This is a genomic window from Sphingomonadaceae bacterium OTU29LAMAA1, from assembly GCA_024072375.1.
Classification (GTDB): domain Bacteria; phylum Pseudomonadota; class Alphaproteobacteria; order Sphingomonadales; family Sphingomonadaceae; genus Sphingomonas.
Genome location: CP099617.1, coordinates 3,577,175 through 3,599,173 on the forward strand (window position 1 = coordinate 3,577,175; position 21,999 = coordinate 3,599,173).

Genomic DNA, 21,999 nt, shown 5'->3' on the forward strand with positions numbered 1-21,999 from the left:
GGTCTAGCTGGCCGTGCTCTGGCCGCCACTGGCCTTGGTCTGTCCGCCCGATTGCGAACCGCTCTTCTCGCCCGGCCCGCCGCCGGCACCGCCGTCCTGCTGCGGCGGCTTGACCACCTGCGGACTGTTCGCCGGCACCGGCTTCACCGCCGCATTGGGACGCAGGTTGTTGAGGCCCTGCGTGATGATCTTGTCCCCGGGGTTGAGCCCCGACGTGACCACCCAATAGCGGCCCTGCGTGCGGGCGGCGGTGACCTGTTTCTGCACCGTCTTGTTGTTGGCACCGACCAGCATCACGGTCGCATTGCCCTTGGCGTCGCGGCTCACCGCTTCCTGCGGCACCAGGAATGCGCGCTGGTTGATCGCCTGTGCGAAGCTGGCGCGCACGAACATGCCCGGCAACAGGATGCCTTGAGGATTGGGGATGCGCGCGCGCAGCGTCACCGTACCGGTCTCGGTGTTGACCAGCGCTTCGGAGAATTCGACGCTGCCGGTCTGGCCGTAGTCGCTGCCGTCCTCCAGCTTCAGGCGGACCTGCGCCGTCGTCGGCACGATGCCGTTCTGCGACAGGCTGCGGCGCAACGACAGCATGTCGGCGGCGGATTGCTGGATGTCGACGAACATCGGGTCGAGCCGCTGGATCTGCGCCAGCGGATCGGTCTGGCTGGCGGACACCAGCGCGCCGACGGTGAACAGCGACCGGCCGATACGGCCGGTGATCGGCGCGGGAACGGTGGTGAACTTCAGGTTGATCCGCGCCGTTTCCAGCGCCGCGCTGGTCTGTGCGACCGATGCCGTCGCCTGCCGGGCGGAGGCGATCGCATTGGTATATTCCTGCTTCGAGATCGCCTCGATCGCGGCGAGCGGGCGATACCGGTCCGCCTGGATGCGCAACGCCTCCTGATTGGCGCGCGCGCTCTGCACGTTGGCCTGCGCCTCGTTGACCGCGGCGCGATACAGGCGGGGATCGATCTCGTAGAGCGGCTGCCCGCGCTTCACCAGCGACCCTTCGGTGAAGAAGCGGCGGCGGATGATGCCGTTGACCTGCGGGCGGACGTCGGAGCTTTCATAGGCGCTGGTGCGCGCGGCGAGTTCGGTGACCATCGCGGCGCTGGTCGGCTGGACGACGACATAGCCGACCGTCGCGGGGCCGCGGTTCGCGCCGCCGGCGCCGCCCTTGCTCTTGTCCTGCGAATCGCTGCTGCCGCAGGAAGCCAGCGTCAGGGCGATCGCAGCGGTGGTGACGCCGGCGAAGAGCCGGCGGTTCCGGATTAAGGCTGTGGTCAAATGGGTCACCCGGCTCGTGTCTCGGCTCACGCGGCCGTAGCTGGTGCGACAATGCGCGGCTGCGGCGATTGGTTGCTCGTGCTGGCCTAATGGCGGCGATGCTCGCGGAAAAGCAACCCGACCGACGCGTTAATAATGTCGCAAAATGTCGCATTGGGATAGGAACCGGGCATGACGGACACGGCGGATACCGACGGAAATCTCGATAAGGCGCTGGCCGCCGCGGCGGCGGTGGCGGAGGTGCGGGACGGCATGCTGGTCGGGCTCGGCACCGGGTCGACCGCGACGCATGCGATCCGTGCGCTGGGCGAGCGGGTGGCCGGGGGACTCGGCATCCGTGCCGTCGCGACGTCACGCGCGAGCGACGCAATGGCGCGACGATCGGGCATCGCGATGCTCGATTTCGCCGATGTGCCGCGGGTGGACCTGACCATCGACGGGGCGGACGAGATCGACCCGCGGCTGTTCGCGGTGAAGGGCGCGGGCGGCGCGATGCTCCGCGAGAAGGTCGTCGCGGCGGCGTCCGACCGGATGCTGGTCATCGCCGATGCCAGCAAGCGCGTGGCGGCGATCGGCGCGGCACGGGTGCCGGTCGAAATCCTGCCTTTCGCGCATGCATCGCTGATGGCGGCGCTGGGTGACCAGGCGATGCTGCGGATGCGCGACGCGGAGCCTTATGTCACCGACAACGGAAACTGGATCGCGGATTGCTGCTTCGGCCTGGATGATCCAGCGAAAACAGCGGCTTGGCTGGATAGCATCCCCGGCGCGCTGGGGCATGGCCTGTTCCTGCGCGAAGTCGACGCCGCCTATATCGCCGACGCCGGGGTCGTTTCGCGGCTGGAACGGGCCGCTTCGTCTCGTTAAAGGCGGCCGCAACCGCAACAGATCGGGCGTGCAGGCGTTCGACGCAGGGTAAGAGCGAGGGCATTACTCCCATGACCGATACCAACACCGCGATCCACGAAGACGGATCGCTGGAACGCCTCACGATCGACACCATCCGCACCCTGTCGATGGACGCGGTGCAAAAGGCCAATTCGGGCCACCCCGGCACGCCGATGGCTTTGGCGCCGGTCGGTTATACGCTGTGGTCGCAATTCCTGCGCTACGATCCGTCGCGGCCCGACTGGCCCAACCGGGACCGCTTCGTGCTGTCGGTCGGCCATGCGTCGATGCTGCTCTATTCGCTGATTTATCTCGCCGGCATCGAGGAGATCGACGCCGAAGGGAACAAGACCGGCAAGGAAGCGGTCAGCCTCGCCGATATCGAGGGCTTCCGCCAGCTTTCGTCCAAGACGCCGGGCCATCCCGAATACCGCCACACCACCGGCGTCGAGACGACGACCGGGCCGCTCGGCGCGGGCTGCTCCAACTCGGTCGGCATGGCGATCGCCGAGCGCTGGCTCGCGGCGCGCTACAACCGACCGGAATTCACGCTGTTCGACCATGACGTCTACGCGTTGTGCGGCGACGGCGACATGATGGAGGGCGTCGCGTCCGAGGCGGCCAGCCTCGCCGGACACCTCAAGCTGTCGAACCTCTGCTGGATCTACGACAGCAACCACATCTCGATCGAGGGCGGCACCGACCTCGCGTTCGACGAGGACGTCGGCCTGCGCTTCCAGGCCTATGGCTGGAATGTCATCCACCTCGACGACGCCAACGATACCAAGGCGTTCGCCAAGGCGATCGAGACGTTCAAGGCGACGAACGATCGTCCGACCTTCATCGTCGTCCATTCGGTGATCGGCTGGGGCAGCCCCAAGGCGGGCAGCGAAAAGGCGCATGGCGAGCCGCTTGGCGAGGACAACGTCCGCGCCACCAAGAAGGCTTATGGCTGGCCCGAGGACAAGAGCTTCTACATTCCCGAAGGCGTGGCGGAGCATTTCCACGGCGCCATCGCCGATCGCGGTGTCGATCTGCGCGAGAAGTGGGAAGCGACGGTCGAACAGTATCGCGCCGCGCACCCGGAGTTGGCCGCCGAACTCGATACGATGTTGAAGGACAAGCTGCCCGAGGGCTGGGATGCCGACATCCCGGTCTTCCCTGCGGACGGAAAGGGCCTCGCCAGCCGCGATTCCGGCGGCAAGGTGCTGAATGCACTGGCGGCCAAGGTGCCGTGGCTGATCGGCGGCTCGGCCGACCTCGCGCCGTCGACCAAGACCGACATCAAGGGCAAGCCGTCGTTCGAAGCCGACAATTACGGCGGCCAGAACTTCCACTTCGGCGTCCGCGAACACGGCATGGGCGGCGTCGTCAACGGCATGACGCTGTCGCATCTGCGCAGCTACGGCTCCACCTTCCTCGTGTTCGCCGATTACATGCGCGCCCCGATCCGCCTGTCGGCGATCATGGAACTCGCCAGCGTCTGGGTGTTCACGCACGACTCCATCGGCGTCGGCGAGGACGGCCCGACCCACCAGCCGATCGAGCATCTGGCGACGCTGCGCGCGATCCCCGGCCTCGACACCATCCGGCCGGGCGACGCCAACGAGGTCGCCTATGCCTGGCGTGCCGCGCTGAAGGATGCCAGCCGCCCGACCGCGCTGATCTTCTCGCGTCAGGCGCTGCCGACGCTCGATCGCGACAAGTACGCACCGGCCGAAGGCACGCTCAAGGGCGGTTACGTCCTCGCCGACTGCGACGGCACGCCCGAGGTGATCCTGATCGCGACGGGCAGCGAATTGTCGCTGGTGGTGCAGGCGCACGAGAAGCTGAAGGTGGATGGCGTCAAGAGCCGCGTCGTGTCGATGCCGAGCTGGTATCGCTACGAATTGCAGTCCGAGGAATACAAGGAAAGCGTGCTGCCCTCGTCGGTAGCGTCGCGCCTCGCGGTCGAGCAGGCCGGCGAGATGGGCTGGCACCGCTATGTCGGGTTGAAGGGACGTACGATCACCATGTCGACGTTCGGTGCCTCCGCCCCCATATCCAAGCTGCAGGACAAATACGGCTTCACCCTCGACAATGTCGTCAAGGTGGCGCGCGAGATGCTGGAGAGCAACAATGGGTAAGCTCAACGACCTGAGTGCGGCAGGCACCGCAGTGTGGCTCGACTTCGTGGACCGCAAGTTCCTCGAAGCCGGTGGCCTCGACAAGCTGGTGAAAGCGGACGGCCTGACCGGCGTCACCTCCAACCCGTCGATCTTTGAAAAGGCGATGGGGCATGGCGACGCCTATGACGCGACGCTCGCCGAGTTCGACAAGCAGAACCCGGATGCGGCGACGATCGACCGCTACGAGCATCTGGCGATCCAGGACATCAAGGCCGCGGCCGAAACGCTGCGCCCGGTCTACGACCGGCTGGAGACCAGGGATGGCTACGTCAGCCTCGAAGTGTCGCCGTACATCGCCGACGATACCGATGCGACGATCGCCGAGGCGGAGAAGCTGTGGCACGCCGTCGACCGCCCCAACCTGATGATCAAGATCCCCGGCACGCTCGCGGGCGGACCGGCGATCAGCGCGACGATCGCCAAGGGCATCAACGTCAACGTGACGCTGCTGTTCGCGCTCGACGCCTACATCCGGGTGGCGGAAGCCTATGCGACCGGGCTTGAGGAGCGCGTGCGGCAGGGGCAGCCGATCGACAAGATCGCCAGCGTCGCCAGCTTCTTCGTCAGCCGCATCGACTCGATGATCGACAAGGAAATCGATCGTCGTCTCGGCGAGAACGATCCCGAGGCGGAGACGCTGAAGGGCCTGCGCGGCAAGGTCGCCATCGCCAATGCCAAGATGGCCTATCAATGGTTCCTCGACTTCGAAAAGTCGGACCGCTGGCAGGCGCTCGCCGCCAAGGGTGCGCAGCCGCAACGGTTGCTGTGGGCGTCGACCGGCGTGAAGGACAAGGCGTATCGCGATACTTTGTACGTCGACACGCTGATCGGTCGCGACACGGTCAACACGATGCCGCCGGCAACGATGGACGCCTTCCGCGAGCGCGGCACGGTCGGCGATACGCTGAACGAGGGCGTCGAGGAGGCGCGTCAGGTGCTGGCGGATGCCGATCGGTTGGGGCTGAACCTCACCGGCGTCACCGACACGCTGGTGGCCGAAGGTGTCGCGTCCTTCGCAAAGGCCTTCGACGACCTGCTCGGCTCGATCGCGGCGAAGCAGCCCGCAGCGGCGTGATGGGCGCATACGCCGCGCCGCAACATATGTGGCGCGGCGGCGTTCCGCCTTCATCCACATACCTCCCGGCAGGACAGCAAGCATGAAGATCGGATTGATCGGCCTTGGCCGCATGGGCGCCAATATCGCACGGCGGCTGATGAAGGCGGGCCATGAGGTCGTCGCATACGACCGCAGCGCCGAGGCGGTGCAATCGCTCGCGAAGGACGGCGCAGAGCCGGCCAATTCTCTCGAGGACATGCGGGGCAAGCTCGACAGCCCGGCGATCTGGTGGGTGATGCTTCCCGCCGGCGGTCCGACCGAGGACACGATCGCGGCGATCGGGGAGGGCGCGAAGGATGGTGATATCGTCATCGATGGCGGCAACACCTTCTACAAGGACGATATCCGCCGGTCGAAGCTGCTGGCGGAGAAGGGCGTGCATTACGTCGACGTCGGCACCTCGGGCGGCGTGTGGGGCCTCGAGCGCGGCTATTGCATGATGATCGGCGGCGACGTCGAAACCGTGAACCTGCTCGACCCGATCTTCGACGCGCTGGCGCCCGGGCTCGGCACGATCGTCCGCACGCCCGGCCGCATCGCCGACGCCGTCGATCCCCGCGCCGAAAAGGGCTACATCCACGCCGGCCCCGCGGGCTCCGGCCACTTCGTAAAAATGGTCCACAACGGCATAGAATACGGCCTGATGCAGGCCTATGCCGAGGGCTTCGACATCCTGAAGTCGAAGAACAGCGATAAGCTGCCCGAGGACGAGCGGTTCGATCTCAACATGACCGACATCGCCGAGGTCTGGCGCCGCGGGTCGGTGATCTCGTCCTGGTTGCTCGACCTCACCGCAATCGCGCTGGCGAAGGACGAGAAGCTCGAAGGCTTCTCGGGCAGCGTCGCCGATTCCGGCGAGGGCCAGTGGACGATCGACGCCGCGATGGAAGAGAAGGTGCCGGCCAACGTCCTCACTGCTTCGCTGTTCGCGCGCTACCGTAGCCGCGTCGAGCACACCTATGGCGACAAGGTGCTGTCGGCGATGCGCTTCGGCTTCGGCGGGCATGTCGAGATGCCCCAGTGATATCGACAGTGACGCCAATCCGGTTGGTCGTCTCCGACATCGACGGCACGTTGGTGAACAAGCAAAAGCAACTCACCCCCGCTACCACCGACGCGGTATTGCGGCTGGAGCAGGCGGGAGTCGGCTTCACCGTCATCAGCGCCCGGCCGATGTCGGGGATCATGCCGATCGCCGACACGCTGGCGATCGACGCGCCGATGGCCGCGTTCAATGGCGGCATCATCTTCCGCCGTGACGGCAGCATCGCCGAACATCACATGATCGACGGCGACGTGGTGCACGGCGTGATGGCCATCGCCGCGGATGCCCCGGTCGATACCTGGGTCTTCGCCGATGATCGCTGGTACGCCTCGACCGATGTCGGCAGTCACGTCGGCAGCGAGCGACTGGCGTCCAATCAGGAACCGGTGATTGTCGAGGACTTCAGCGACCTGTACGATCGCGCCGACAAGGTGACCTTCGTCAGCGACGATCATGCGATGCTCGCCGACCTCGCCGATCGCTGCAAGGCGGCGCATGGCAGCGACGCGACGATCGCGCAGAGCCAGGTCTATTATCTCGACGTCACCGCGCTTGCCGCCAACAAGGGCGACGGGTTGGTGGCGCTCGCCAAGACGTTCGACCAGCCGCTCGACGCGGTCGCGGTGATGGGCGATCAATATAACGACGTGCCGATGCTGGAACGTGCCGGTCTCGCCATCGCGATGGGCAACGCCCCCGATCCGGTGAAGGCGATTGCGCACAAAGTAACCACTGGGAACGACGAAGATGGCGTCGCATACGCCATAGATACGATCATATTCGCTCGGATTGGAGTCTCTGCATGAAGGATTTGGTCGCATTCGACCTTGATGGAACGCTCGCTGAGAGCAAACAGCCTCTGCAGGAGCCGATGGGAGAGGCGCTTGCCGACCTGCTGAACGTCGCGCATGTCGCTGTAATCTCAGGCGGGGACTGGCCGCAGTTCCAGAAACAGGTCGCCAGCCGCCTGCCCGCGCGCGCCGACCTGTCGAAACTATGGCTGATGCCCACCACCGGCACCAAGCTCTACGTCCACCGCAACGGCGAATGGACCGCGGTTTACGCCGAGCTGTTCGACGACGAGACCAAGGCCAAGATCCTGAAGGCATTCGACGAATCGCTGGAAGCGACCGGCTTCGTCCCCGAACAGACCTGGGGCGAGCGCATCGAGGATCGCGGTAGCCAGATCACCTTCTCCGCATTGGGCCAGCAGGCACCGGTGAAGGAAAAGGAGCATTGGGACCCCAAGTTCGAGAAGCGCAAGGTAATCCAGGCCGACCTGAAGCAGCGCCTGCCGGGCCTGTCGATCAACATGGGTGGCGCGACCTCGATCGACATTACGCAGGAGGGTGTCGACAAGGCGTACGGCCTCAAGAAGCTGCGCGACGAGAGCGGCATCGCGCTCGACAAGATGATGTTCATCGGCGACGCGATCTTCCCCGGCGGCAACGACTATCCGGCGAAGGAGCTTGGGCTGGATACGGTGCGCGTCCGCGATCCGGAGGAGACGATCTCGGTGATCACGGCGATCGTCGCCTGCCAGAAATGAGGCGCAGGATCAGGGCTGTAGACGATACAGCCCTGATCCGTGCGGCGGCAGGGTCTGCGTAAAGCGGCCGCTCGCCTTGCCGATGTCCGCCCCGGTCCACAGGTCGGTGATGGCGACGGGTCCGGGGATGTTCAGCATCGACAGCGGAAGGCCGACGCTGACCGGCTTGTCCGCGGTATTGAACAGCGCGAGATAGTGGCCGCGCCCGTCGAGCGGGCGGGCCGACCAGATCCGCGTATCGTCGGCAACGAAATGCGGCTGATTGTCCCGGCTGTCCTGATTGACGGCGATCACGGCGCGGTTGGTCAGTAGCGCCAGCGTCGCGTCGTCGAGGTGCCTCAGGTCGCCGCCCATGATCAGCGGCGAACGTGCGATCGCCCACAGCGTCATCAGCGTCCGCTGTTCGTCGGGGGTGAATTTGGTGTCGCGCTTGCCCAGTGCCAGGCGCCCCAGCGGCAGCATGTCGGCGTCGGGCCAGCGTCCGGTCGAGCGATGCGCGTTCCAATTTTCCAGCCGGGTGAATTGCGCCGCGAGCATCGCCCAATCATCCCAGAAATCGTCGCTGATCCGCCACATCTGGGCAAAGCGGCGGACGTGGTCGGCGCGTGCGACCGGCGTCTCGCCGGGCGAGAGGCTGAGGACGATGGGGCGGCCGGAGCGTTGGATCGCCGCATGCGCCGCCTCGATCTCGGGTGCATGCGCGTCATAGGGGCGGCTCATGTCGTCCATCTTGACGAAATCGACGCCCCATCCAGCGTAGAGCGCGAAGACGCTGTCGTAATAGGCCTGTGCGCCGGGACGACTCATGTCGACGCCGTACATGTCCGGGTTCCACGGACAGATGCTGCTGGTATCGGCGATGTCGCGGGCGCGGTAGCGGGTGCCGAGCACCGGCAGGTTGCGTTCGACGGCGAGGCGGGGGATGCCGCGCATCAGGTGGATGCCGAAGCGCATGCCCATCGCATGCACATCGGCGGCGAGCGGGGCGAAACCCTTGCCGCCGCTGCTCGATGGAAAGCGGTTGGGGGCGGGGAGGAGGCGCCCGTAGCCGTCCATCGTCGGCACCGGCCGGGCGTTGTAGGTGTAGCTCGACGCTTCCGGCTCGTACCATTGGATGTCGATGGTGAAGACATCGTAGCCGAACGGCAGCAATCTGGCCTGCATGATCGCGGCGGTTTCGCGAGCCTGCGCTTCGGTGATGGTCGTGGCGAAGCTGTTCCAGCTATTCCAGCCCATCGGCGGCCGTGCGGCAAGAGGCGGTGTCCGGCCAGCGGCGGACAAGGGCGCGGCGAGCGTGAGGGCTGCACTGGCGCCCAGCATCGTGCGGCGATCGATCGTCGCGATGGTTTTCTCTCCCGGTAGCCGTCGCTCTTGGATGGCGACGGTCGAATAATATGACAGGGCGTCCGGTTTTCGCCGGACGCCCTGTTCGAAAGCGCGACTCGGCAAAGCCGGGTCGTCAGTCCTCGCTAGCGCGAGGCTGGCCGACAGCGCCTGTGCGGCAGGGCCGCACCGGCTGCCGGCTCGGCAGCCTCAGGCGCTGTAGTACATGTCATACTCGACCGGGCTGGGGGTCATTTCCCAGCGGGCGACTTCTGCCCACTTCACCTCGACATAGGCCTCGATCTGATCCTTCGAGAACACGTCGCCCTTGAGCAGGAAGTCGTGGTCGGCGGTCAGGCATTCAAGCGCCTCGCGGAGCGATGCGCAGACGGTCGGGACCTGGGCGAGCTCTGCCGGCGGCAGGTCGTACAGGTTCTTGTCCATCGCCTCGCCGGGGTGGATCTTGTTCTGGATGCCGTCGAGGCCCGCCATCATCAGCGCCGCATAGGCGAGATAGGGGTTGGCCATCGCATCGGGGAAGCGCACTTCGACGCGCTTCGCCTTGGGACCCGTGCCGTAGGGGATACGGCACGAGGCCGAGCGGTTGCGCGCCGAATAGGCGAGCAGCACCGGTGCTTCGTAGCCCGGCACCAGCCGCTTGTAGCTGTTGGTGGTCGGGTTGGTGAAGGCGTTGATCGCCTTGGCATGCTTGATGATGCCGCCGATGAAGTAGAGGCACATGTCGGACAGGCCGGCATATTGCTCGCCCGCGAACAGCGGGGTCTTGCCGTTCCAGATCGAGAAGTGGGTGTGCATGCCCGAGCCGTTATCTTCCTTGATCGGCTTGGGCATGAAGGTCGCCGACTTGCCATAGGCATGCGCGACCTGATGCACGACGTACTTGTAGATCTGCATGCGATCGGCAGTGGTGGTGAGCGTGCCGAAGGTCATGCCGAGTTCGTGTTGCGCGGCGGCGACTTCGTGGTGGTGCTTGTCGCAGGGCAAGCCCATTTCGAGCATGGTCGAGACCATCTCGCCGCGGATGTCGACCGCCGAGTCGACCGGCGCGACCGGGAAATAGCCGCCCTTGGCGCGCGGACGGTGACCGAGGTTGCCGCCCTCATAGGCCCGGCCGGTGTTGGTCGGCAGCTCGATATCGTCGATCTTGAAGTAGGATTCGGCGTAGTTCGTGTCGAACTGCACGTTGTCGAACATGAAGAATTCGGCTTCCGGGCCGACGTAGACGGTGTCGCCGATGCCGGTGGTCTTGAGATACGCCTCGGCGCGCTTGGCGGTCGAGCGCGGATCGCGGGCGTAGAGTTCGCCGGTCGACGGTTCGACGACGTCGCAGAACACGATCAGCATCGGGGTCGCCGAGAACGGGTCGGTGTAGACCGCGTCGAGATCGGGCTTCAGCACCATGTCGGATTCGTTGATCGCCTTCCAACCCTCGATGGACGAACCGTCGAACATCAGGCCGTCGGTGAATTCGTCCTCGCCCATGATGGAGGCGACCATGGTCAGGTGCTGCCACTTACCCTTGGGGTCGGTGAAGCGCAGATCGACCCATTCGATCTCCTCTTCCTTGATCTTGTTCAGGATGTCGTTGGCGGTGGCAGCCATGTGATCGTCTCTTTCGTGATAAAAGATGGAATTACGGATAATTAAATGGCGGCTTCGTCGCGTTCGCCGGTGCGGATGCGCAGCGCGGTCTCGACCGGGATGACGAAGATCTTGCCGTCGCCGATGCGGCCGGTCTGCGCGGCGGCGGCGATCGCCTCGACTACGCGTTCCGCCAGTGCGTCCTCGACGACAACCTCCAGCTTTACCTTGGGGAGGAAGTCGACGACATATTCGGCGCCGCGATAGAGTTCGGTGTGGCCCTTTTGGCGACCGAAGCCCTTCGCCTCGGTCACGGTGATGCCGCTGACGCCGATCTCGTGGAGCGCTTCCTTCACCTCATCCAGCTTGAACGGCTTGATGATGGCCTCGACCTTCTTCACCGGAATACGCCCCCTACCGAAACCCTCGCCCCGAGCGCGGGTGTTGCACCAAATGTGCCAGTCCAAGCGCGTCGGGACAATGCGGATTCGGACGGAATCTCTGCCTGTAAAACGGGCAGTCGGGCGCGGCGTGCCTTGTGTTTGGGCATCTCGTCGGTTTCTAAGTCGGAAGCGCGGAAGTTGCCGAAGTTGACGGTACGTGCGGGGCGAAAACGCTTCCGGGGCGATGCCGTCGGGCATCGGGGGAATGGATCGCGTGGCGGGACATTTTTGGAAGGTAGAAGGTGCGATGCGTGTAGGACAGCGGATAATCACGGGGGACGCCGTGTTCCTGCGAATGCAGGAACCCAGAGCGGCAAGGTATGTGCCGCGTCACCCTGAACTCCTGCGTTCGCAGGGGCACGGGGCTACAGGATGGTGTGGACGTCTTCCGGGGGGCGGGCGAGGACGACGCCCCTTTCGGTTGCGACCAGCGGACGTTGGATGAGGATCGGGTTGATCGCCATGGCTTCGAGTATGGCGGCGTCGGTGGCGTTCGCGAGCGCCTTGGCGGCCGGTTCCGTCATGCGCAGGCCCTCGCGCGGGGACAGGCCGGCGCTGGCGTAGAGCCGGGAGAGCTCGGCTACCGTCGGTGGGTGCTTGAGGTATTCGATAATCGTCACGTCGGCGCCGGCGTTTGTGAGCAGGGCGAGGGTGGTGCGGGAGGTGCCGCAGCGTGGGTTGTGGTAGATGGTGGCTTGCATCGTGGCGTCCATACCAGTTCTCCCCCGCGAGGGGGAGGTGGCGCGCCGTAGGCGTGACGGAGGGGGAGGTAAGCGATGCGCTTCGTTATCGAGGACGCCGCTTACCTCCCCCTCCACCATTCGGCTTTGCCGAACGGTCCCCCTCCCCCTTGCGGGGGAGGAATTTAGGTCAGCCCTGTTTGGCCAGCCATTCTTCCAGCCACTTGATCGTGTACTGGCCTTCCTGAAACTCCGGGTCGTCGAGCAGCGCCTGATGGAGCGGGATCGTGGTCGTCGGACCCTCGATCACGAATTCCTCCAGCGCGCGGCGGAGGCGGCGCAGCGCGCCGGCGCGGGTGGTGCCGTAGACGATCAGCTTGGCGATCATGCTGTCGTAATAAGGCGGGACCTTATAGCCTGCGTACAGCCCGCTATCGACGCGGACGTGCATGCCGCCGGGCGCGTGATATTGCTTCACGAGGCCGGGCGAGGGGGCGAAGGTGCGTGGGTCCTCGGCATTGATCCGGCATTCGATCGCGTGGCCGCGGAACTGGACGTCCTCCTGGCGGAGCGTCAGCGGATGGCCCTCGGCGATGCGGATCTGTTCGCGGACGAGGTCGAGGCCGGTGATCATCTCGGTCACCGGATGTTCGACCTGCAAACGCGTGTTCATCTCGATGAAGTAGAACTCGCCGTCTTCCCACAGGAATTCGATCGTGCCGGCGCCGCGATAGCCCATGTCGGCCATCGCGCGGGCGCAGATGCCGCCGATCCGCTCGCGATCCTCCTGGCCCAGAACGGGGGAGGGGGCTTCCTCCAGCACCTTCTGGTGGCGGCGTTGCAGCGAGCAATCGCGTTCACCCAGATGGATCGCGTTGCCGTTGCCGTCGCCGAACACCTGGATTTCGATGTGGCGCGGATTGCCGAGGTATTTTTCGAGATAGACGGTCGCATCGCCGAACGCGGCCTTCGCCTCGCTACCGGCCTGCTGCATCAGCGTTTCCAGCTCGTCCTCGGACGTGCAGACCTTCATGCCGCGCCCGCCGCCGCCCGAAGCCGCCTTGATGATGACGGGATAGCCGGCCTTCGCCGCGATCGCCTTCGCCTCGGCGAGGTCGCTGATCGCGCCGTCCGAGCCGGGGACCAGCGGCAGGCCGAGCGCACCGGCGGTGCGCTTCGCCTCGATCTTGTCGCCCATCGTGCGGATGTGTTCGGGCTTGGGGCCGACGAACAGCAGGTTATGAAGTTCGACGATCTCGGCGAAGCGGGCGTTCTCGCTGAGGAAGCCGTAGCCGGGGTGGATCGCGTCGGCGCCGCTGATCTCGGCGGCCGAAATGATGTTAGGGATGTTGAGGTAGCTATCGGCCGCCGGCGGCGGGCCGATGCAGATCGCCTCGTCCGCAAGTCGGACGTGCATCGCGTCGGCGTCGGCGGTGGAGTGTACCGCGACCGTCTTGATGCCCATTTCGTGGCAGGCACGATGGATGCGGAGCGCGATCTCGCCACGGTTGGCGATCAGCAGCTTCTTGATGGGGCGCAACGTCGTTACTCGACCACCATGAGCGGCTGGTCGAATTCGACCGGCTGGCCGTTCTCGATCAGGATTTGGCGCACGACGCCGGCGGACGGCGCGACGATCGGGTTCATGACCTTCATCGCCTCGACGATCAGCAGCGTGTCGCCCGCAGCGACGGTTTGGCCGATCGCGACGAACGGCTTCGCGCCGGGTTCTGCCGAGAGGTAGCAGGTGCCGACCATCGGCGACTTGACCGCATTGGCGGTGCTGACGGTCGGGGCCATCGCGCCGGCTTCCGCGGCGGGCGGAGCCGCGGCCGCGACGGGGGCGGCTGCCATCGGCTGCGGAGCGGCGTATACGGGGGCGGCCTGAGCGGCGGCCTTGCGCGCGACGCGGATCTTGCGGTCGCCCTCCTCTACCTCGATTTCGGTGAGGTGGGTGGCGTCGAGCAGTTCGGCGAGCTGGCGCACGAGGTTTACGTCAACCTGCATGGCACCTGAGTTGGTCTGGTCGGTCATGGGGAGGCCTCCTGTCAGAAGCGCGCCGCCGCTTCAAGCGCAAGGGTGTAGGAGAGCGCGCCGAAACCGGCGATGGTTCCCTTCGCCGCGCGGCCTACATAGCTGATATGGCGGAATTCTTCGCGGGTGTGGGGGTTGGAGAGGTGAACCTCGATCACCGGCGTCCTGATGCTTTTGATTGCGTCGTGGACCGCAACCGAGGTGTGGGTGAAGGCACCGGCGTTGAGGATGACGGCCTTTGCGTTGCGGGCCTGGGCTTCGTGGAGCCAGTCGACGAGGTGTCCTTCGTGGTTGGACTGGCGCATGTCGATCTCAAGGTTCAGCTCGCGGGCGCGGTCTTCGAGCTGGCCGGCGATGTCGTCGAGCGTGTCGCTGCCGTAGATCTCCGGCTCGCGGGTGCCGAGGAGGTTGAGGTTGGGGCCGTTGAGGACGTAGATCGTGTCGGTCATTTCGGTGGCTTATCGCTGTTTTGCGGTCGGGGCAAAGAAGGTGGTTTTCACGCGAAGACGCGAAGGCGCTAAGAAGAAGGTTGTTCGCGCGGAGACGCGGAGACGCGGAGACGCGGAGGATGTCTCGCCCGCGTCAGCGCCGTATGTCATCATGACGGGTTATGAGAGCGCTGCGCGCAAGGCGGTGGCCCTATTCTCCTCCGCGTCGCCGCGTGAACAAACCTTCTTCCTCTTCGCGGCTTTGCGTCTTCGCGTGAATCAACCTTCCGAAGGTGGACACTCGGGAACAGGTGCCTAGATGGAAGCCATCAAGGAGTTTTGAACGTCATGCCGCATAGCGACGGAACCGTATCGATCAGCGTGAACGGCGCACACAAGCGCGTGCATGCGGGGATGAGCCTCGCCGATCTTGCGACCGAACTGGGGCTGGTGCCGGAGAAGGTGGCGGTGGAGCGCAACCTGGAGATCGTGCCGCGGTCGACGCTTGCCGACGTGTGTGTCGAGGACGGCGACGATCTGGAGATCGTGACGTTCGTAGGCGGCGGCGACCATGTTGCGCCGATCGTAGACGATAGCTGGACGGTGGCGGGCCAGACGTTCCGGTCGCGGCTGATCGTGGGGACGGGCAAGTACAAGGACTTCGCGCAGAATGCGGCGGCGCTGGAGGCCTCCGGTGCGGAGATCGTCACGGTGGCGGTGCGACGGGTGAATATCTCCGATCGCAACCAGCCGCTGCTGATGGACTATATCGATCCGAAGAAGGTGACGTACCTGCCCAACACCGCGGGCTGTTTCGATGCGGAGAGCGCGATCCGTACGCTGCGGCTGGCGCGTGAGGCCGGTGGCTGGGACCTCGTCAAGCTGGAGGTGCTGGGCGAGGCGAAGACCTTGTACCCTGACATGCACGAGACGCTGCGCGCGACAGAAGTGCTGGCGAACGAGGGCTTCAAGCCGATGGTCTATTGCGTCGACGATCCGATCGCGGCGAAGCGGCTGGAGAATGCGGGAGCGGTGGCGATCATGCCGCTGGGCGCGCCGATCGGATCGGGGCTGGGCATCCAGAACCGCATCACGATCCGGCTGATCGTCGAGGGCGCGGGCGTGCCGGTGCTGGTCGACGCCGGCGTCGGCACTGCGTCAGACGCGGCGGTGGCGATGGAGCTCGGTTGCGACGGCGTGCTGATGAACACCGCGATCGCCGAGGCGAAGGACCCGGTAATGATGGCGGCGGCGATGCGGAGCGCGGTCGAGGCGGGGCGGCTCGCCTATCGCGCCGGGCGGATGGGGCAGCGGCGCTATGCCGATCCGTCCAGTCCACTTGCGGGACTGATCTAGTAGCTTTGCACCCTAACATATTTGTCACGGAACCGGTCCGACTTGAACCCGTTGTTCTTGCGTTAGATCAAGCGGCCCGGCTGGCGGGGCGCAGTCATCGCAGGAGGTCCTGATGGGCGAGTTCACCGACAAGGTCAAAGGCACCGTCAACGAAGCCATCGGCAACGTGAAGGAAGCCATTGGCAACCACACGGACAACGACAAGCTGGTCGCAGAAGGCGAAGCGCAGCAGCTCGAAGGCAAGGGCGAAAAGGTCAAGGGCAGCGTCAAGGGCGCGCTCGGCGACAACATCTGATCTCGCCGATCAGTATTTTCAGGAAGGGCCGTCCCGATCGCGGGGCGGCCTTTTCTTTGCGACAACCTTTCTTTGCGACAACAGGGGACGACTATATGAAGACGACGATGATCGCGCTGGGCCTGGGCGCCATGGCGCTGTCGCTGGCCGCATGTGGCGGCAAGGGCGACGACAAGCTCGGCAGCCAGGTCGAGGCCGCCGCGGACAACCGCGCCGATGCGCTGGAAGCCGCCGCCGACAACCTGGAAGATCGTGCAGAGGCGGTTCGCGACAACGGCGAGCGTCAGAACGAGGCGATCGACGACGCCGACGTCAACGCCGCGGCTATGTCGGACGAGCAGAAGGCAGCTCTGGTCAACGGATCGTCCAAGCTGCGCTAAACGCTGCCAAACCCCGCCCCCGTCATCGCGCATTCGCAGCGGTGACGGGGTCGGGTCGCTGCCGTCGCTCTACCGCGCGAGCGTCGCGAGGGTGGCACCGGCGGTGATGACCTCGATATCCGTCCTGAGGTGCAAAAGGCGGACGCCACGCCGTTCCTGCGCGCGGGCGAGAGCGGGGGCGAAGCCCGCCGTGCGATCGACGGTTTCGGCCCAGCATCCATAGGCGCGCGCCAATGCCGCGAAATCCGGGTTCGTCAGCGCGGTGCCCGAGACGCGACCGGGAAAGGCACGTTCCTGATGCATGCGGATCGTGCCGTAGCCGCCATTATCGACGACCAGCACCAGCAGGTCGGCATCGTGCTGGACCGCGGTGGCGAGTTCCTGTCCGTTCATCAGGAAACAGCCGTCGCCGGCGAGCGCGACCACCTGTCGTTCCGGATGGCGAAGCGCCGCGGCCACGGCGGCTGGCAGGCCATAGCCCATCGCGCCTGAGGTCGGGGCGAGCTGCGTTCCGGGCGCGGCATAGGGCCAGTAGCGATGCCACCAGCCGCTGTAATTGCCCGCGCCATTGCAGATGATCGTATCGGCCGGAAGGCGCTCGCGCATCGCCGCGACGCACGGGCCGAGGTCCATCGCCACGCCATCGCGCGGTGCGGGCGTCGACCACGCCAGCCATTCCGCATGCGCCGCCGCGCCGCCGGGATGGGGCGGACCATCGAGACCGGCAAGCGCTTCTGCAAAATCGGCCATGCCGGCGCAGATCGCGAGGTCGGTGCGATAGGTCATGCCGAGTTCGTTCGCGTCGGGATGGATGTGAACCAGCCGCTGGCCGGGATGATCCGGGGTGACGAGCGTATAGCCGTCCGTCGTCGCTTCGCCGAGTCGCGGTCCGGCGACGATCAGCAAGTCTGCGGCCTTGACCCGCTCGACCAGTCGGGGATTGGGACCATAGCCGAGGTTGCCCGCATAGCTCGGGCAGTCGTTCGGGATCGCATCCTGCCGACGGAAGGCCGCGACCACGGGCACGCCGGTCCGATCGGCCCAGGCGGCGAAATCCTGTGCGGCAACGCCGTCCCAGCCGGCACCACCCACGATCGCCACCGGACGTTCGGCGGTGGCGAGCAGATCGGCGAGATGGTCGATCGCCGCCTCGTCGCAAGCCTGCGGCAGGCGCTCGACGCGGGGACGATCGATCGCGGCGACCTCGTCGAGCAGCATGTCCTCGGGCAGTGCGAGCACCACCGGGCCGGGGCGGCCGTTCATCGCCACCGCATAGGCGCGGGCGATATATTCGGGGATACGCGCGGCATCGTCGATCCGTGCCGCCCATTTCGCGAGCGGCGCAAACATCGCCTGAAAGTCGACTTCCTGAAAAGCCTCCCGGTCGCGAGTGGCGCGATCGACATCGCCGATGAACAGGATCATCGGCTGCGAATCCTGCCGTGCGACGTGGACGCCGATCGCGGCGTTGGTCGCACCGGGTCCGCGGGTCACGAAGGCGATGCCGGGGCGGTGGGTCAACGTGCCGTCGGCGCAGGCCATGAACGCCGCGCCGCCTTCCTGCCGACACGTCACCGTCTGGATGTGCGGCGTGTCGTGGAGCGCATCGAGCACGGCGAGGAAGCTTTCGCCGGGAACGGTGAAGATGCGCTCGCAACCCTGAGCGATCAACTGATCGACCAATATACGGCCGCCGGTGCGTGTGGGACTCTCCATCCCGCAGTTATCGCCGTCCGATCATCCCCTGTCGAGCGCCGTCACACGCGCGGGCGATTGCCGAAATCGAACCAGCCGGGGCGGCGATCGGCCGGGTAGGCGGGGCGGGCGGCACGCGCAGCGCTGGGTCGGCCGGTGACGCGTTCGGCCAGCGTCGGGGCGGGCGCTGCTGCGGCCACCGGGGTGGCAGCGGTTTCAGCGGCGCGGGCGAGGCGCCCGTTCTCGCGCTCCAGTTCAGCGATGCGGGCATTGGCGGCGGCGAGCCCGGTATCGCCCTGCTTGCGATAGCCGGCGTGCGCCTCGCGCTCGGCGGCATAGCGCGCCTTCCACTTCTTGCCGCCGCCGCTGCTTGCGAGACCGAAGAACCAGCCGGCGATGAGGCACAGCGCCAATGCGGCGAATTGCGTGGTGGTAGTGAAGAGCATCCGGGCCTCCCTGTTACGGGTGCACAACGAGGTCGACCGGGGTTGGTTCATTGCCACGTGCGGGACGGACGAATGGATCGTCACGTGAAGCGATTTGAAAATGCCCGGGTCTGGTGGTCAGCTGCCGGTTCGCTGAGCGACTGGGCTACTGATCGAACTCGCTCTTCGTCGGATCACTATCATGCAACTTTGCCCAGAGAGCCTGTGTACCTGCCTCCTGTGCGCGGTTCACATATTGTGACGCAACCAGCCAGCCCTTGATAGGGCGAAGCGGCAAGAGCGTCCCGAGGGCCATGAAAGGAACCGACGTCAGCAGGTGCACCCACCAAGGCGGGTCAAACGCTACCTGAAGCCAAAGAACAAAGAAGATCAACGGGAGGCAAATGATGCAAAGCGAAAAGAAAGCGGGGCCGTCATCCGGTGCGGCAAAGCGATAATCCAGACCGCATTGTTCACAGCGGTCGGTAACCTTGAGCCATGATCTGAACATGTGGCCCTTGCCGCATCGAGGGCACAATCCTTTCCAGCCACACGTGATGATCCAGCGAAACTTGTCGCCGCCCTCGTGTGGGGGGATGGCGGGCCAATTTTTCTGAAGCATAGCGCCTGCTACAGCAGAGCGGAGACGGCGGACATTGGACAGAATGTCCTACTTTGGGTGGAAAGGAGACAGTCCGCTTTACAAGCTAACCCCTGAAAAGCCGCCGGTTGTTTACGGCTCCTGCTCACAAGCAGCAGCATCGAACGCAAAGTAGCGCCGGCCGGTAACCATGTGAGGTGTGTGTTCCCGCCACCACGCAGCGGCGCTTGGATGATGGTTGGCTAGCTGATCGACCGCCGCCTTGGCGTTGACCATATAGCCTTTCACCGCGAACGTCTTCCCATTGAAGATCGCCCAAACCTGCGAAAGCCAGCCGTGTGGCCCCGTGAGCACGCCTAAACTCCGCCACTCACGCTCGCGCTCCGAGGCCAATGGCAACGACAAACCGATCCACGCGTCTCTGACCCACTCTGGAGCTTCACCGATGGGTCGCTGCACGATCCTGATGTTCATCCCGCGATGCTGTCACGCTGAACAAACGTCCGCAACGGAGAAAGGCTTGCGCCGCTCTCCGCGTCGGCCTTTGGGCGCCAGCCGTCCGGCAGCTTTCCCGCCCGATAGCGGTCCGTCGGCTTTCGGGTGATCGGGTCGGCTTGGTGCCGTCGGCACGGCACGACGTGGTGGGGAGCGGACATCTGGTGTAACGTCGTTCACGATGAGCCAGCGCCCTCACTTTCTTGATCGAACAGGTCTCGTCTTGGCCGTGGCCGGAACCCTGTTTAGTTTGCTCGTCCATGTAGGCGGGTGGGCATATTCCGGCTCGATTTTGCCCAGATGCGCGCCCTCCGATCCGACGGCTTACTGCGCTTCCATCTGGACTTTCTCGGCACTCACCCTCGTGCCGCCGGTCATCCTGTTATTTATGCTTCTGCGTGATCGAGGTGCAGGCTGAACGTCCGCAGTTCGGGCGTTAGCGGAATGGCCGCTTGTGGGTGGAAAGCGGACGTTCAGTCCGCAGGGTTGCGCAATAGCTCTGCGACCTTTTCCTGCCCACCTATCGTCCCGTCGCTGCGGAAGACTTCGACCTCCGGCTCACGGTCGGCAAAAAACTCCACCTCCCAGCGTTCGCCGGGAAGCGCCACGTGCACCATCACCGCGCCCTCGCGAACCGAGGTTAGCGAGTAGTGTGTTCGGCTCGCGTCAAGCTGGCTCAAGAAAGCGTGGATTGTGGGTACGGTCATCGGGCGTGCTTAGAGCCTCACCGCCCATAGCTGCAAATGGGCGTTAGCGGATGTTGGTGACGAGCCAACGAGCGGTTCTAAACAGCGCACCGACCCCATACATCACGACGGCAACGATGCCGAAGATTAGCCCAGCAAGATACACGGGCACAAACGCCTCTGCGTCCGTGATGCCGCCAATCAGACCGATCCCGCACACGACGACGACCAAGACCGGCAGGACGCCAAACAGGAGGAAGTCGAGGCCGATCTTTCGCATGGGGTGAACTGTAAATCGCTGGCGTGGATGTCTGCAAGTGGGCGATAGCCGCCATTCCAGGGTTCGCAGAAGAAACCCCTCAGATGGAAAGTAAGAAGCACGTGCGGTCGCGGCCGTCATTGGCCGACGCTGCTTGCCCAGATGGCGCTAGCGTCTTTTCGGTAGCCGCCGTGCCAATCAATGCCGCCGGCTTACGGGGCCGACGGCTTGCCTTGCGCGTAGCGGCGCATCGTCCTCAGAATGCGTCGCTGATCGAGCAGGCTGCGGGTCCGAGGATGACGATGAACAGCGTCGGCAGGATGAACAGGATGAGCGGGATCGTCATGATCGCGGGCAGGCGCGCGGCCTTTTCCTCGGCACGCATCATGCGTTCGTTGCGGAATTCGCCGGACAGGACGCGCAGCGCGGAGGCGAGCGGGGTGCCGTATTTTTCGGTCTGGATCATCGTCGTGACGACGCCCTTTACCGCGTCGAGATTGACGCGGGTGGCGAGGTTTTCGAACGCCTGGCGGCGTTCGGTGAGGAAGCCCAGCTCGATCGCGGTCAGCGTGAATTCGTCGCCGAGTTCGGGGTAGGCGCGGCCCAATTCCCTGGCGACGCGATGGAAGGCGGCATCGACGGTGAGGCCCGCCTCGGCGCAGATCACCAGCAGGTCGAGCGCGTCGGGCAGGCCCTTGCGGATCGCGTCGCTGCGCTTGGTGATCTTGTTCTTGAGGAAGATGTCCGGCGCTTTGTACGACAGGATGAAGGTGACGGCGACGAGGCCGTAGCGCTTCAGCGGCGACCAGTCGGCGAAGCTGTCCGTGCCATAGACGATGAAGACCATCAGCCCGCCGAACACGATCGGCAGCACCAGGCGACCAAAGATGACGCCGACGGCCCATTCCTTGGACCGGATGCCGGCCTGCATCAGCTTGACCTGCGCTTCCTTGACCTGACTGTCCTGCAACACCTTCAGCGACGATAGCATGCTGCGCATGCGATCGGTGGTGTCGTTGCGCTGGACGAGCTTGGCGCGGCGCTTGGTCGAGGCGGTAATGCCCGCCTTCAGCTGTTCGCGGCGGTCGTTCAGCGCCTTCACCCGCTTGCTCATGGGATCGGTGACGACGGTGGAGACCGTATAGATCGCGAACATCACCGCCATGGCGGCGACGCCCGACAGGATCGTCGCCACCCACAGCACGTCGATGCCCATCAGCGTCGGTCCGGAAGCCTGCATGTC

25 protein-coding genes and 1 pseudogene are annotated in these 21,999 nt (G+C 65.2%); 11 read left to right on the forward strand and 15 right to left on the reverse strand.

The window, feature by feature from the left end; genetic code table 11:
• Window positions 1-3: 3 nt before the first annotated feature.
• Window positions 4-1,224 carry an efflux RND transporter periplasmic adaptor subunit gene (locus NF699_17130; protein ID USU07135.1) on the reverse strand — a complete coding sequence of 407 codons (1,221 nt, stop codon included), beginning with the start codon at window positions 1,222-1,224 and terminating at the stop codon, window positions 4-6.
• Window positions 1,225-1,458: 234 nt separating this feature from the next.
• On the opposite strand from NF699_17130, the gene rpiA reads away from it, so the two are divergent.
• From rpiA to NF699_17160, 6 genes are all read left to right on the forward strand, one after another.
• On the forward strand, window positions 1,459-2,154 hold the full coding sequence (rpiA, locus tag NF699_17135) for a ribose-5-phosphate isomerase RpiA (GenBank protein ID USU04739.1): 696 nt from the start codon (window positions 1,459-1,461) through the stop codon (window positions 2,152-2,154).
• 71 nt (window positions 2,155-2,225) lie between these two features.
• Window positions 2,226-4,301, forward strand: coding sequence for a transketolase (gene tkt / locus NF699_17140; GenBank protein ID USU04740.1), 2,076 nt, complete (start codon window positions 2,226-2,228; stop codon window positions 4,299-4,301).
• Window positions 4,294-5,418: a transaldolase gene (gene tal / locus NF699_17145; protein ID USU04741.1), complete on the forward strand. Its 1,125-nt coding sequence runs from the start codon at window positions 4,294-4,296 to the stop codon at window positions 5,416-5,418. Before tkt ends, tal begins: the two co-directional genes overlap by 8 nt.
• An 82-nt stretch (window positions 5,419-5,500) precedes the next feature.
• On the forward strand, window positions 5,501-6,484 hold the full coding sequence (gnd, locus tag NF699_17150; protein USU04742.1) for a decarboxylating 6-phosphogluconate dehydrogenase: 984 nt from the start codon (window positions 5,501-5,503) through the stop codon (window positions 6,482-6,484).
• Entirely contained in the window at window positions 6,484-7,311 is an 828-nt protein-coding gene (locus NF699_17155) for a Cof-type HAD-IIB family hydrolase (protein USU07136.1), read from the forward strand. The genes gnd and NF699_17155 overlap by 1 nt, the downstream gene beginning before the upstream one ends.
• Entirely contained in the window at window positions 7,308-8,054 is a 747-nt protein-coding gene (locus NF699_17160; GenBank protein USU04743.1) for an HAD-IIB family hydrolase, read from the forward strand. The genes NF699_17155 and NF699_17160 overlap by 4 nt, the downstream gene beginning before the upstream one ends.
• Window positions 8,055-8,063: 9 nt before the next feature.
• Here NF699_17160 and NF699_17165 read toward each other — a convergent pair whose 3' ends face one another.
• The 7 genes from NF699_17165 to aroQ form a co-directional block, all read right to left on the reverse strand.
• Window positions 8,064-9,290, reverse strand: a complete 1,227-nt coding sequence (locus NF699_17165; protein USU07137.1) for a glycoside hydrolase family 27 protein — start codon at window positions 9,288-9,290, stop codon at window positions 8,064-8,066.
• A gap of 297 nt (window positions 9,291-9,587) precedes the next feature.
• Window positions 9,588-11,000, reverse strand: coding sequence for a type I glutamate--ammonia ligase (gene glnA, locus NF699_17170; GenBank protein USU04744.1), 1,413 nt, complete (start codon window positions 10,998-11,000; stop codon window positions 9,588-9,590).
• Between the two features lie 41 nt (window positions 11,001-11,041).
• Window positions 11,042-11,380: a P-II family nitrogen regulator gene (locus tag NF699_17175; protein ID USU04745.1), complete on the reverse strand. Its 339-nt coding sequence runs from the start codon at window positions 11,378-11,380 to the stop codon at window positions 11,042-11,044.
• A gap of 407 nt (window positions 11,381-11,787) precedes the next feature.
• Entirely contained in the window at window positions 11,788-12,123 is a 336-nt protein-coding gene (locus NF699_17180) for an arsenate reductase family protein (protein ID USU07138.1), read from the reverse strand.
• A gap of 169 nt (window positions 12,124-12,292) precedes the next feature.
• On the reverse strand, window positions 12,293-13,642 hold the full coding sequence (gene accC / locus NF699_17185) for an acetyl-CoA carboxylase biotin carboxylase subunit (protein USU04746.1): 1,350 nt from the start codon (window positions 13,640-13,642) through the stop codon (window positions 12,293-12,295).
• Window positions 13,643-13,647: 5 nt separating this feature from the next.
• Window positions 13,648-14,136, reverse strand: coding sequence for an acetyl-CoA carboxylase biotin carboxyl carrier protein (gene accB, locus NF699_17190; protein USU04747.1), 489 nt, complete (start codon window positions 14,134-14,136; stop codon window positions 13,648-13,650).
• 14 nt (window positions 14,137-14,150) lie between these two features.
• A complete protein-coding gene (aroQ, locus tag NF699_17195) occupies window positions 14,151-14,585 on the reverse strand; it encodes a type II 3-dehydroquinate dehydratase (protein USU04748.1) in 435 nt (144 codons plus the stop codon).
• Here aroQ and NF699_17200 point away from each other — a divergent pair.
• The 5 genes and pseudogenes from NF699_17200 (at window position 14,575) to NF699_17220 (ending at window position 16,595) form a co-directional block, all read left to right on the forward strand.
• Window positions 14,575-14,883: a hypothetical protein gene (locus tag NF699_17200; protein ID USU04749.1), complete on the forward strand. Its 309-nt coding sequence runs from the start codon at window positions 14,575-14,577 to the stop codon at window positions 14,881-14,883. The two genes, aroQ and NF699_17200, sit on opposite strands and share 11 nt — an antisense overlap.
• Window positions 14,884-14,978: 95 nt before the next feature.
• Window positions 14,979-15,071, forward strand: a pseudogene (locus NF699_17205) (hypothetical protein).
• 75 nt (window positions 15,072-15,146) lie between these two features.
• Window positions 15,147-15,920, forward strand: a complete 774-nt coding sequence (locus NF699_17210) for a thiazole synthase (protein ID USU07139.1) — start codon at window positions 15,147-15,149, stop codon at window positions 15,918-15,920.
• A gap of 112 nt (window positions 15,921-16,032) precedes the next feature.
• Window positions 16,033-16,215 carry a CsbD family protein gene (locus tag NF699_17215; GenBank protein USU04750.1) on the forward strand — a complete coding sequence of 61 codons (183 nt, stop codon included), beginning with the start codon at window positions 16,033-16,035 and terminating at the stop codon, window positions 16,213-16,215.
• A gap of 95 nt (window positions 16,216-16,310) precedes the next feature.
• On the forward strand, window positions 16,311-16,595 hold the full coding sequence (locus tag NF699_17220; protein ID USU04751.1) for a hypothetical protein: 285 nt from the start codon (window positions 16,311-16,313) through the stop codon (window positions 16,593-16,595).
• A gap of 69 nt (window positions 16,596-16,664) precedes the next feature.
• Here the strand turns inward: NF699_17220 and NF699_17225 are convergent, their stop codons facing one another.
• From NF699_17225 to NF699_17255, 7 genes are all read right to left on the reverse strand, one after another.
• Entirely contained in the window at window positions 16,665-18,311 is a 1,647-nt protein-coding gene (locus NF699_17225) for a thiamine pyrophosphate-binding protein (GenBank protein USU04752.1), read from the reverse strand.
• Window positions 18,312-18,352: 41 nt separating this feature from the next.
• Complete coding sequence (locus NF699_17230; GenBank protein ID USU04753.1) at window positions 18,353-18,736, reverse strand: hypothetical protein; 384 nt, start codon at window positions 18,734-18,736, stop codon at window positions 18,353-18,355.
• 145 nt (window positions 18,737-18,881) lie between these two features.
• On the reverse strand, window positions 18,882-19,337 hold the full coding sequence (locus tag NF699_17235; protein USU04754.1) for a DUF983 domain-containing protein: 456 nt from the start codon (window positions 19,335-19,337) through the stop codon (window positions 18,882-18,884).
• A 111-nt stretch (window positions 19,338-19,448) separates the two neighbouring features.
• Window positions 19,449-19,790 carry a hypothetical protein gene (locus NF699_17240; protein USU04755.1) on the reverse strand — a complete coding sequence of 114 codons (342 nt, stop codon included), beginning with the start codon at window positions 19,788-19,790 and terminating at the stop codon, window positions 19,449-19,451.
• Between the two features lie 494 nt (window positions 19,791-20,284).
• Window positions 20,285-20,518 carry a hypothetical protein gene (locus NF699_17245; GenBank protein ID USU04756.1) on the reverse strand — a complete coding sequence of 78 codons (234 nt, stop codon included), beginning with the start codon at window positions 20,516-20,518 and terminating at the stop codon, window positions 20,285-20,287.
• A gap of 43 nt (window positions 20,519-20,561) precedes the next feature.
• Entirely contained in the window at window positions 20,562-20,777 is a 216-nt protein-coding gene (locus tag NF699_17250) for a hypothetical protein (GenBank protein USU04757.1), read from the reverse strand.
• A gap of 235 nt (window positions 20,778-21,012) precedes the next feature.
• Window positions 21,013-21,996, reverse strand: coding sequence for a type II secretion system F family protein (locus NF699_17255; GenBank protein USU04758.1), 984 nt, complete (start codon window positions 21,994-21,996; stop codon window positions 21,013-21,015).
• Between the last annotated feature and the right edge of the window lie 3 nt (window positions 21,997-21,999).